This is a genomic window from Acinetobacter sp. DMC2 (genome assembly GCF_056314305.1).
Genome location: NZ_JBQUYP010000002.1, coordinates 257,603 through 269,625 on the forward strand (window position 1 = coordinate 257,603; position 12,023 = coordinate 269,625).

General features: G+C 40.3%; 11 protein-coding genes. 4 read left to right on the plus strand and 7 right to left on the minus strand.

Annotated elements, in window-relative coordinates:
* Positions 1 to 3: 3 nt before the first annotated feature.
* Positions 4 to 1,305, minus strand: coding sequence for an MFS transporter (locus tag ACT53H_RS05545; RefSeq protein WP_174727761.1), 1,302 nt, complete (start codon positions 1,303 to 1,305; stop codon positions 4 to 6).
* A gap of 77 nt (positions 1,306 to 1,382) precedes the next feature.
* Complete coding sequence (locus ACT53H_RS05550; RefSeq protein WP_004794009.1) at positions 1,383 to 2,132, minus strand: SDR family NAD(P)-dependent oxidoreductase; 750 nt, start codon at positions 2,130 to 2,132, stop codon at positions 1,383 to 1,385.
* Between the two features lie 184 nt (positions 2,133 to 2,316).
* Here ACT53H_RS05550 and ACT53H_RS05555 point away from each other — a divergent pair, with 184 nt between their 5' ends.
* A complete protein-coding gene (locus ACT53H_RS05555; protein ID WP_081399678.1) occupies positions 2,317 to 3,192 on the plus strand; it encodes a LysR substrate-binding domain-containing protein in 876 nt (291 codons plus the stop codon).
* Between the two features lie 12 nt (positions 3,193 to 3,204).
* On the opposite strand, the gene ACT53H_RS05560 is transcribed toward ACT53H_RS05555, so the two are convergent.
* On the minus strand, positions 3,205 to 3,651 hold the full coding sequence (locus tag ACT53H_RS05560; protein WP_174739652.1) for a hypothetical protein: 447 nt from the start codon (positions 3,649 to 3,651) through the stop codon (positions 3,205 to 3,207).
* A 192-nt stretch (positions 3,652 to 3,843) separates the two neighbouring features.
* Here ACT53H_RS05560 and ACT53H_RS05565 point away from each other — a divergent pair, with 192 nt between their 5' ends.
* Positions 3,844 to 4,989, plus strand: a complete 1,146-nt coding sequence (locus ACT53H_RS05565; protein WP_476008823.1) for an aldose epimerase family protein — start codon at positions 3,844 to 3,846, stop codon at positions 4,987 to 4,989.
* 66 nt (positions 4,990 to 5,055) lie between these two features.
* Here ACT53H_RS05565 and ACT53H_RS05570 read toward each other — a convergent pair whose 3' ends face one another.
* Positions 5,056 to 6,276, minus strand: coding sequence for an MFS transporter (locus ACT53H_RS05570; RefSeq protein WP_296519275.1), 1,221 nt, complete (start codon positions 6,274 to 6,276; stop codon positions 5,056 to 5,058).
* Positions 6,277 to 6,381: 105 nt separating this feature from the next.
* On the opposite strand from ACT53H_RS05570, the gene ACT53H_RS05575 reads away from it, so the two are divergent.
* Positions 6,382 to 7,170 (plus strand): AraC family transcriptional regulator, encoded by a 789-nt coding sequence (locus ACT53H_RS05575; RefSeq protein WP_476008824.1) that lies wholly within the window; start codon positions 6,382 to 6,384, stop codon positions 7,168 to 7,170.
* On the opposite strand, the gene ACT53H_RS05580 is transcribed toward ACT53H_RS05575, so the two are convergent.
* Positions 7,137 to 8,459: a glutaminase gene (locus tag ACT53H_RS05580; protein WP_348896060.1), complete on the minus strand. Its 1,323-nt coding sequence runs from the start codon at positions 8,457 to 8,459 to the stop codon at positions 7,137 to 7,139. The two genes, ACT53H_RS05575 and ACT53H_RS05580, sit on opposite strands and share 34 nt — an antisense overlap.
* Positions 8,460 to 8,637: 178 nt before the next feature.
* The gene (gene def, locus ACT53H_RS05585) at positions 8,638 to 9,120 is read right to left on the minus strand and encodes a peptide deformylase (protein WP_068936590.1); all 483 of its coding nucleotides are present in this window, start codon (positions 9,118 to 9,120) and stop codon (positions 8,638 to 8,640) included.
* A gap of 235 nt (positions 9,121 to 9,355) precedes the next feature.
* Between def and ACT53H_RS05590 the strand changes: the two genes are divergently transcribed.
* Complete coding sequence (locus ACT53H_RS05590; protein ID WP_013198643.1) at positions 9,356 to 10,654, plus strand: MFS transporter; 1,299 nt, start codon at positions 9,356 to 9,358, stop codon at positions 10,652 to 10,654.
* 59 nt (positions 10,655 to 10,713) lie between these two features.
* Here ACT53H_RS05590 and ACT53H_RS05595 read toward each other — a convergent pair whose 3' ends face one another.
* The gene (locus ACT53H_RS05595; protein ID WP_476008825.1) at positions 10,714 to 11,910 is read right to left on the minus strand and encodes a hypothetical protein; all 1,197 of its coding nucleotides are present in this window, start codon (positions 11,908 to 11,910) and stop codon (positions 10,714 to 10,716) included.
* Positions 11,911 to 12,023 lie beyond the last annotated feature (113 nt).

The window sequence follows — 12,023 nt, forward strand, 5'->3', positions numbered from 1 at the left end:
TTATTAACGATTGACCAGTTTTGCCGGAACACGCAGAACCAGACTGGCACCGAAAATTAATACTGCTGTGATTAAGAACATGCCGATTGCATTTGAACCTGTGTTGGTGGTGACCCAACCAATTAAATAAGGCGAGCAGAAGCCTGCGAGGTTGGCGAAGCTATTGACGGCTGCAATACCTGCCGCTGCGGAAACACCACCCAAAAAGTTGGTCGGTAACATCCAGAATAAAGAGGATGCCGTCAGCACACCTGAGGCTGCGATGCAAAGGCAAATTAAAGAGAGCGTTAGATTTGAAGCGAATAAGGTCGCAAATGTGAGTGCTATAGCACCTGCACACATTGGAATAATTAAGTGCCAGCGGCGCTCTTGAAAATGATCACCGCTACGCCCTGCCAAAATCATGACCACAATGGCACACATATAAGGCAGGCTGGTGAGCAAACCGATATGCCAGTTGTCACTAATGCCTGAGTTGCGAATAAGAGTTGGTAGCCAAAAGGTAATAGCGTATTGGCCCATCACTACACAAAAGTAAATGCCTGCCAGTAACCATAAGCGTTTATCTGCGACAAACTCTTTAACGCTCGCATGACCTTCTTTGTGCTGGTTATCTTGAGCAAGCTCTTGCTTCACCAAGTTTTTTTCATCTTGGGTTAACCAGTTGGCGTCTTGAACTGAATCTTTTAAAACAGCGAGTACCAATAGGCCAACAAGTACAGTAGGAATGGCTTCAATAAGAAACATCCACTGCCAGCCAAACCAACCATGTACACCGCTCATTCGGTCCATGATTAAGCCTGAAAGTGGCCCACCAATCATTCCCGAAATTGGAATCGCGATAAACCAAAGAACTGTCATACGTGCACGGCGGTAAGACGGGAACCAATAAGTGAGGTAAAGCAACAAGCCCGGAGCCAAACCAGCTTCAGCAACACCGAGCAGAAAACGTAAGGTGTAAAATTGCCATTCGGTTTGAACAAAGGCAAAACAACCTGACAAAATGCCCCAAGTAATCATGATACGGGCAATCCAACGTCTTGCCCCTACCTTATGGAGTACGATGTTGCTTGGTACTTCACAAAGAAAATAACCAATAAAGAAAATCCCTGCGCCTAACCCATATACAGCTTCACTAAACTGTAAATCGCTCATCATCTGGAGCTTGGCAAAACCCACATTTACTCGATCTAAATAGGCACAAAAATAACAAAGCATTAAAAATGGCATGAGCCGAAATGCAATTTTTCGATAGGCAGATTTACGAACCACCGTATCTACTTCAGATGAAAATACTGTATCCATCATGCGAATCCCTTTACATTTGGCCACAGTATCCTCTTGTGACCATCATTCTATTTTTAGTTTTTAAATGACAAGCCTTAATGAATCAGCATGCCACCATTTACATCGAGTGTTACGCCAGTTAAGTAAGCTGACAGATCACTTGCCAAAAATAATGCTGCATTTGCAACGTCTTGCGCTTTGCCTAAACGCCCTAGTGGAATACCAGCAAGAATGTCGTGACGGCGGTCATCATTCATTAAACCGCCAGTAATATCAGTATGGATTAGACCCGGAGTAAGTGAATTTACACGAATTTGGTCGGGACCAAACTCACGAGCCATCGCTTTTGCCAGACCTAATACCCCTGCTTTGGCAGCGCTATAATGTGGCCCGCCAAAAATACCACCGCCGCGTTGCGCTGAAACTGAAGATAAGCACACAATGCTTCCACCACCATTTGCTTTCATGGATGGAATAACAGCTTGAGACATAATCAGTGTTCCGCGCAGGCTAACATCTAAAATACGGTCATAGTCATTGCGCTGAATATCGAGTGTTTTAACTGGCTGAGTAATCCCTGCATTGTTAATTAAAATATCAATCTTGCCGTAGTGCTGTAGTGCTTGTTCAACAGCTGCTTTGACCTGTTCTTCATTTGCAACATTTGCAGCAAGACCTAAATGTCCTTCACCAATTGCCTTTGCCGCGTTTTGGCTTTGAGTAAGATCTAAATCAACAATAATGACTTTAGCACCTTGTTGTGCAAAGATTTCTGCAGTTGCTCGCCCAATTCCACGTTCTGATGCTGCACCGGTAATTAATGCCACTTTTCCTTGTAGTAACATGTTCAATCCTCTTTTACGCTTTATATCCTGAGTTCTGACTTAGAATCTCTTTTTTTACCAAGACCAGCAATCAGCTCGAATTCAACAAGGCATGAAAAAAATTCATGCCTATGCTATTTTTAAATAACTTTTAGGGATAAAAACGGATCATTTCATGGATAGCAGTGAAAACAATTTCAATCAGATGCCTTCAATTAAAACATTACAGGCTTTTGAACAAACCGCCCGTTTCGGCAATGTTGCCAAGGCAGCCGAGAATTTAAATCTCACGCCATCAGCAGTGAGTCACCAAATTGCTAAGCTTGAAGAAATGATTGGGCAGAGTTTATTTATTCGTGGTGCCCGTGGTGTGACGCTGACTCCTTCTGGCGAACGCTATTTTCAAGATGTCACGACCATTTTGCATAACCTGATGTTAGCCACTGAAAAAGCTGCCGATAAAAGCCCGAAAGACAGTTTATACATTCATTCATCTCCAAGTTTTGGTTTGCTTTGGTTATTGCCACGCCTTGAATCATTTAAAGAAAAGTTCCCAATGATTCAGGTCAACTTGTCATGTTCATATGAAAATTTGCACTTTACCCGTGACAAGATTGACATTGATATCCGTCATGGTTTGCCCAACTGGACAGGCGTAGAAATCAGAACGATTCGTAATGAAAAGCTAGAAGTACTTGCATCCCCCAAACTACTTGAACGTAGTCCAGTAAATAAACCTCAAGATTTATTAAAAAAAGAACTGATTTTATCGCGCTCAACCTTGGTTACTTGGCCACAATGGTTTGCCCATCAGGGTCTAAGTATTCCTGAGTTTCCCTACACTTTGAGTTTTGACCGCTCTTATATGTCACTTGAGGCAGCCACACACGGACTAGGATTTGTTTTGGAAAGTAATTTACTCACTCAAAATTACTTAGAATCTGGAAAGTTGGTTAGAGTTTTCGCAGATGAGCTATCAATTCCTATTTCTGCTCATCATTTGGTGTATCCGCGAACACATCAATTTATTCCTAAAATTGAGCTATTTTTAAACTGGATTCATGATGAGTTGGCAGATTGAGAAAGTCATTTCTTAAACGATTTGAATTTCCTCAACTCTTAAGTGATGCATCATCTCTCGAACAAATACAAAGTAGGTAAAAACATAAAGCTGATCTGGAGCTACTTGGCTTGTGTAGTAGCTTAAACGCTCAATAAAATCATTGAATCCATGCTCAAGCTCGATACGGCTGATTTGCTTTCTAGTACTAAAAAATAAATCACTGAGTTGTGTCATAGCAGCATCAGACGTAACAGCTACACTACTTATATTTAAATTTCTAAGTGGCTGAGACTCGATGATTTCCTCAATAAGATAAATCATCTTTTCGATAGCAAGCTCATCAACAATGCCATGACGAATACTTTTTGAATTAACAAAACCTAAGCCCTGCTCAAGGTGAATGTGTTGGCTGTCTACATCAAACGAGAGACTATTTAGACCAAGTGAAAATTTTAAAACCGAGTCGGGATGATTCATAAAAATAACTTACCGTCGAATTTTGCTCATAAGATTAATTTCTTTATAAGCGTAAATTGAACCAGTTTTTTCAATATTTAGCATTAACAGCTCCATTGTTATTAACACTATCTATAATAAAAACTTCTTTAAAAAGATGAAAAATCAATCTTATATTCATCCAGTCTTACTATTAAAAAATAGAGTATAAGCATGAAAAAATTAGCAATTTTAGGTGTTACGATTTATAGCTTTGCACAACTTGCAAATGCAGCAACATTAAATGTAAAGCCATATGGTACAACTCAAGACGGTCAAAAAGTTGATCTATACACCATGAGTAATAACAATGGTATCTCCGTATCATTTATCAGTTTCGGTGGTGTAATTACACAGATTTTGACTCCCGATGCACAAGGTAAAAAAAACAATATCGTTTTGGGCTTTGATGATCTAAAAGGCTATGAAGTCACTGATACCAAGGAAGGGATTCATTTTGGCGGATTAATTGGTCGTTATGCTAACCGTATTGGTAATGCTAAATTTAGCTTAGATGGAAAAACGTATAATCTTGAAAAGAATAATGGACCGAATTCATTGCATAGCGGTAATCCGGGTTTTGATAAACGTATTTGGCAAGTTAAGCCCCTCGTTTCTAAAGGTGAAACCGTTAAAGCTTCTCTGAAGTTAACTAGTCCAAATGGAGATCAAGGTTTTCCCGGAAAATTAGATGTAGAAGTGATCTACAGTCTTTCAGATCGAAATGAATTCCAAATTGAATATAAGGCCAAAACTGATCAGCCTACAGTCGTCAATCTAACCAACCACAGTTATTTCAATTTGTCAGGCGCTGGCAATAACCCTTATGGTGTACTAGATCATGTGGTACAACTCAATGCAGACCGTATATTGGTAACCGATCAAAACTCTTTACCAACAGGTGAAATAGCTTCGGTTGCAGGTACACCTTTTGATTTTCGGACGCCTAAGGCGATTGTGAAAGATATTCGAGCGAATAATCAGCAATTGGCGTATGGATATGGCTATGACCAAACTTGGATAATTAATCAAAAGTCTCAAGGGAAATTAAATCTTGCTGCTCATGTTTTTGACCCAAAATCTAAACGAACAATGCAGGTTTTAACCACTGAACCAAGTGTTCAAATGTATACAGCGAATCATTTATTAGGAAATATTGTTGGTGCAAATGGTGTGCTTTATCGACAGGCAGACGCGCTGGCATTAGAAACGCAGCACTTTCCAGATAGCCCGAATCAACCGACTTTCCCGTCTACACGTTTGAACCCAAATCAAACTTATAACAGTGTCACCGTATTTAAGTTTGGTATTCAAAAATAGTTTTTAATTGGAACTCACGTTATTTAAAAAAGACTCTCAGTTGAATATGACTGAGAGTCTTTTCATTTATTTAACTTTTGTGTTTGGTAAAAATGCGGTTGCAAATCCAAGTAATGGCAAGAATGAACATAATCCAAATACCCACTCAATACCGTTAACATCTGCTAAATGCCCTAACCCTGCTGCGGCAATACCACTTACCCCGAACATGAGTCCAAACATTAAACCGGCAATCATACCCACACGGCCTGGAACAGCTTCTTGTGCGTAAACCACCATGGCAGCAAAAGCAGACGACAACACCAAACCTGCAATAATTGAGAAAACTGTTGTCCAAAATAAATTTGCATACGGCATCATTAATGCAAACGGCGCCATACCAACAAATGAAACCCAAATTACAGCTTTACGGCCAATTTTGTCTCCAATTGGGCCACCAGCAAATGTACCTAAAGCAACAGCTGCTAAAAAGGCAAATAAATGCAATTGAGCAGTCTGGATGCTGATATGGAACTTTTGAATAAGATAAAAAGTAAAGTAGTTACTAATGCTGGCAATGTAGGTAAATTTAGCAAACATCAATAAACTAATTGTGCTCAAAGCAATGATCAGCTTACGGCCATGCAATTTACTTTGTGCTTGGTTTGCACGTGTAGCTACCTGATTTTTAGCATGACTCACCGTCCAACGGCTTACGCCAAATAAAACCCAAATCGCTAAAAGTGCAAATATCACTAAGCCCGCAACTGCATGCTGCCCAAACGGTACAATCAGTAAAGCTGCCAACAATGGGCCAATGGCAGTACCTGTGTTTCCACCCACCTGAAAAGTCGACTGGGCTGTACCAAAGCGTCCACCCGATGCCATTCGTGCCACCCGTGAAGCTTCAGGGTGAAAAGTTGCAGAGCCTACTCCAATAAGTGCAGATGCACATAACAACACTGCAAAGCTTGGTGAAAATGCTAACAAGATAATGCCGCAGAATGTGACCATCATTCCGAGTGGGAGAAGATACGGTTTTGGATGTTTATCGGTATAAAGTCCAATCCAAGGCTGAAGCAACGAACCTGTAATTTGATATACAAATGAGATCAGGCCAACTTGAGCAAAACTCAGCGAAAAGTTTGCTTTTAGCATTGGATAAATAGCGGGTAGCACTGCTTGAATCAAATCATTCAGTAAATGTGCGACCGCCACAGCGCCTACAATTTTAATAATCATTCCTTGAGGCTGATCATTTGCAACGGTATTGGCAATACCATCTTTCAATTGTATTGAAGACGTCATACCTGAAAAACTCCAATATTCTAAGTAAGATGCTTATTGTAAATTGTCGCTTATAAAGTTATCTTCCAATAATCATTGTATAAGTGACAATTTTTAGGATATTTTATGTCCGATTCTCTTATTCAGTCTGATTTGTCTGAACTTGTGATTGGGCTATCTTCTGAGCATTCTTATCGAGAAATCACTCCTACCCATACCCATACACGTGCGCAGTTTTTGTATGCATCCACAGGAAATATTCAGGTGTTTACACCGAACAATGTCTGGATTGTGCCGCCGATGTGTGCCTTATGGATTCCTGCTCATGTCGAGCACAGTGTGATTTCACTAAGTCACGTGAAGTTAAATACGGCGTTGGTTGAAGTAAATGCAGCCGCTCTAATGGGTCAGCATTGCTTTATTATTCGGGTAAGCAACTTGTTGCATGAGCTTTTGATTCGTTTAAATGAAATTGAGCGAGAAAACACGCCAAATACAGCGACATCTCAAGAACTTTCCCGTTCTTTACAAATTTTGATTTTTGAAGAAATTCATCGTGCCAATTTATTGCCTATCCAGATTCCTTGGCCGAAAGACAAACGGTTATTAAAAATTTGCCAAGAGTTATTACATACTCCTGACCATTCAAAAGACTTAACAGATTGGGCTGACGAGATTGGTGCGAGTTCTAGAACCCTAATGCGCATGTTCCAAAAAGAAACAGGGCTATCGTATCGGGCATGGGTCCAGCAAATGCATATTGCACTTGCGTTAAGTAAAATTGCGAATGGTGAATCTATTGCTCAAGTTTCAGAGTCGCTGGGGTACACAAACCCCAGCGCGTTCAGTGCGATGTTTAAGCGACACCTAGGAAAAACACCTCAGCAATTTAGAAGTGCCGCGATGTCGCTATAAGTCTTTTTTTTAGTGCGGATCTCATGCTTTTCGAGCAAATCATCAAAATCGTGGTAGACATGCAACTCACGATCTTTCGCTGTTCTGGCATGATCTAATCGTTGTTCAGGGTCCACTAAAACAAGGGTATGGCCATCATCAATCAGACGATCTACACCTTCTAAGAACATACGTTTACCCACATCGTGGATCAGTGAAATCTGAGTTAAATCAATAACGATTGTGCTTTGATCAGTTGTCTCATCTTGTAAAATGCGCAACAACATTTCAGCTTCGGTAAATTTCAATACACCTCGAAGCACATACACACTTAATGATGCGTCTTTTCCTGTGCGGTAATGACTTTGTACAATTGTTTGTGCAGAAGGTGTACCTTCCATGAGATGTAATCCCATGTCACGAGATAATCGCTCTAAAATATCGATACCGCGTATGCTATGACCGTGCTCATCCAAACGAGGAGAAAAAGCAGCAATACTGACCTGCCCCGGTAGAACACCCAAAATACCACCTGCTACACCACTCTTAGCAGGAATACCTACAGTCGACAGCCAGTCACCCGCGGCATCATACATGCCACAGCTCATCATGACACTGAGTACTTGTCTAACCACAGATCGGTTTAACAAACGCTTTCCAGTTTTAGGGTCGACCCCGCCATTGGCAAGTACACTGCCCATACGTACCAAGTCTTTAACTGTAACCATGATCGCACACTGGCGAATATAGCCATTCACGATATCGACAGGGTCAGTTTCCAAAATTCCGACAGTTCGCAACATATAACCGATCGAAAGATTACGGTAGGCAGTTTTAACTTCCGAATCATAAACAGACTCATCAAAACTTAATTCACGCCCTGCAAGCTCGCTCATAAAACGGCGTAGAATTTCTGCACTATGTAAACCATGCTTAACCTGAATCAAGGAATGTACAGTAATTGCGCCAGAGTTAATCATCGGGTTTTTCGGACGTCCGTCTTTACCCAATGAAATTTCATTGAAGGCTTCCCCCGAAGGCTCTACCCCCACTTTCGCAAGTACTGCATCAATGCCAAGCTGTTGTAAAACATAGGCATATACGAACGGTTTAGAAATCGATTGAATGGTGAATTCAACATCATCATCACCAACCGAATAAATTTCGCCATCTACCGTAGACATTGCTAAAGCTAATCGATCTGGGTTTGCATTTGCCAACTCAGGAATATAATCGGCGAGATGACCACTGTTGTCGATGTCACAGGCTTCTATAACATTTGCCAAATATTCTGGGAGAGGGGTTTTCATGGTCAGTAACCTTAAATGAGGAGATTCACAACATCGCGCAAAATTTCAGCACAACCTGCTGATAATATTAAAATTATATCTTTTGTAATGATTTAAATATCACGCTATAAGTATTGTAATTGCTATGTCTCATTCATTTCAAGCTCATTATAGGTTTTTCAAAACTTTAAACTGAAGATTAGCTTATTCTTTCTACAAACAAGATTCCATTTAAATGATCGACCTCATGTTGAACGATACGAGCTGGAAAACCATGAAAAATTGTTTCAACCATCTCCCCTTTAAGTGTTAGATATTTAACCTTTACCATTTCTGCACGTTCAACTTGTCCACGCTCATCCGGCACACTTAAACAACCTTCTTCACCCAAAAGCGTTTCACTCGAAAATTCTAAAATTTCAGGATTTACCATCACCACAGCATCCATTTCAGGTGCATCGGGATAACGTGGGTTTGGTCGAGACGCCACAATAATGACGCGTTTAGAGATATAAACTTGCGGTGCGGCAATTCCCACTCCATTACGTTCAAGCATGGTTGCTTGCATAGCAGCGGCCAACTGATAAAGCCAATCACTGTTTAACTCATTTGCCGAGACAGGAGCCGCAATCAGTTTTAAGATATCTTCACCACGCTTTGCGACTGGTAAAACTACACTCATCCTTTGAATCTCTCATTAAACTCGATATGACAAGTTTTATTGTGTCGCTGAACAGCTCAAAAGAAAAGTCATTCCTACATCTGTTTTTGTTTCATCTAATGCATTTTTTGTTTTAAAGTTTTTTTATTTAAGTGATGAAAATCTATACCTCCTCATAGAACAAATTTCCTCCATTTACTTTTACTTCACTTTTCCATTAATATCCAAACTTCAATTACAACAATTAAGTAAAAAAATGGATCAGGACTTAACTTTGCAGGATGCGAACTATCTTAATAAAGAAGATAAACGAACCCTTGCCCTTTCTTCATTGGGCGGTGCTTTAGAATTTTACGATTTCGTGATTTATGTGTTTTACGCCAAAATCATTTCCGACCTGTTTTTCCCCAGCACGCTTAGTCCATTTTGGGCCATGCTCAACACTTACGGCATTTTTGCAGCAGGTTACTTTTTCAGACCCTTAGGCGGGGTTGTTATGGCCCATTTTGGTGATTTGGTCGGACGTAAAAAACTATTTTCACTTTCTATCTTACTCATGGCGCTACCTACCCTGTTTATCGGGATATTGCCGACCTTTGAAAATATTGGGTATTTAGCCCCCCTACTTTTACTACTTATGCGCGTGGTGCAAGGGATTGCGATTGGGGGTGAAATTCCAGCCGCATGGACCTTTGTGTCAGAACATGTACCCGAAAGAAAAATCGGACTGGCAAATGGTTTACTCACCGCTGGTCTGTCTTTAGGAATTTTACTAGGCGCGCTCATGTCTCTATGGATTTCACTGAATTTTAGTGAAGGACAAATCCATGACTGGGCTTGGCGTATTCCTTTCATTGCAGGTGGTATTTTTGGTCTAGTCGCACTTTATTTACGGACTTATTTAAAAGAAACGCCTGTGTTTAAAGCTATGCAGGCACGTAAAGAAATTTCAAAAGAAATGCCTGTAAAACAAGTCTTAAAAACGCATAAAACAGCCGTTGCGATTGGCATGTTATTTACATGGTTTTTAACAGGCTGTGTGGTGGTGGTGATTTTAGCCATGCCCAACCTACTGATTGGTTCATTTGGTTTTGAACGCGCACAGACTTTTGAAATGCAAAGCGCAGCTATTGTCATGCAAATGGTCGGCTGTATTTTGGCAGGTTATTTTGCTGACCGTTTCGGTTGTGGCAAAGTCATGATGGTCGGTGCACTTGCCGTCGCACTTACAGCAGCAGTTTTTTATAACAGTTTGGGGCACGCGGCACATTCAACCATTTTTGGTTTATATATGTTGTTAGGCCTATGCTCAGGTACTGTCGGCATGGTGTCGAGCAGTATGGTTAAAATGTTCCCCGCGCCTGTGCGTTTTTCAGGTATTTCATTTTCTTATAATTTGTCTTATGCGATTGTTGGCGGTATGACCCTGCCTTTAGTGCATTGGCTTAGTCAATACAGTGATATTGGTGCGATGTATTATATTTTCGCGCTGACTATTTTGGCCTTTGTGACTGCTTTCGTTTTTTGGAATAAATTTGAAAAAAACAGATATTAAAAGCTTTAACCTATGAAAAAAACCACGCCGATTGCGTGGTTTTTTTAATGCTATTCACTTTAGAAAGTAAATCCAATATTAAAGTTAATACGGTATAGCCATTTATCGCTATTTGGCGAGGTTGCAGAGGTATAACCCGTTGAGTTTGTAGAGCCACCAATAATGTTGGAGTTTTTACCCCACGTATAATCTGCCCAAACCATAAAGGGTGAAGCAATAAACATCATCCCTGTAGTGTTCATTTGCGAGTCGGACCAATCATCACGTTTTTTATCGAGGTAACTATAGTCATTATAAAACTTAATGGATTTTAGCTTGCCCATATTAGTAACAGGCAATGTATAGGCCAGGTTTAAACTGGCAATCGTCCCTTCTGAAGCAATGAAATAAGCTGGCGTAAGACCATTCGCTCCCATCAAAGTCATATCACTATTTACACCATCCGGATTTTTAGCATCGTACTGGTAGTGGATGACCGAACTTTGTAAGTTAAAGCGTTTGTAGTTATTTTCAGTGTGCAAACCGACTGCATAATATTTGCCGTCTTTGTCAGTAATATCATTATGCAACTGAGCAATTGCCCCTGATACACCAAACTCTTGCTTCCCAAAATCAGTTTCTAACTTGCGAACAATGCGGGTATTCACCTGATTGCGCTTTTCATTCTGATAAGCTTTTTGAGATGGAAATGCATTTCCGGCTAAGTCATCATAAGTTGCACTTTCAGGTGAATAACGCAAATTCGTCTCTAGCATTTGCGGGTAATAACCGAGTTTTACATCCCAATCTTTGTCGTGATAATTCCAGTTGATCCCTGGCGCAATATTATTGCCATAACCTAAAAAGAATGGAATGTGATAGGTCCAGCCATTTTGAGGATAGGGATAAATCGTAAAAGGTTTATAAACCAGACCTGCTTCAATGCTGTTATTGGCATTTAAGTTATAGCCGACATATGCTTTTTCAATGGACGTTTTCTGTTGGTCTTGAACCATATAACTGGCATTGATGTAAGTATCATCAAACTTACCTTTTAAGTCCACCTTAAAAATATCAAAATGAAGCTTACCAAAACCACGGTTTGGCCCTTCCCAATCTTCATAGCGTTGATTTAACCGAACCACCCCACCTAACTTTAATGAGTCGGTGCCATCATCACTTTTCCATTCGAGCAATGAATCTTTTGCAAAAGCATTGACGCTTACCCCCAGCGTAAGCGGTGCAATGAATGCCATGATCAATGAAGTCTTTTTCATCTCTACATCCTTGATTGAGTTCCAGCGTCCTGCTGGAACTTTATTTGTTTTACCTGTAAAACTTAGTTTTTATTGTTTTTTAGACAAAAAATTTTATCTAAAAAAAGGATGGC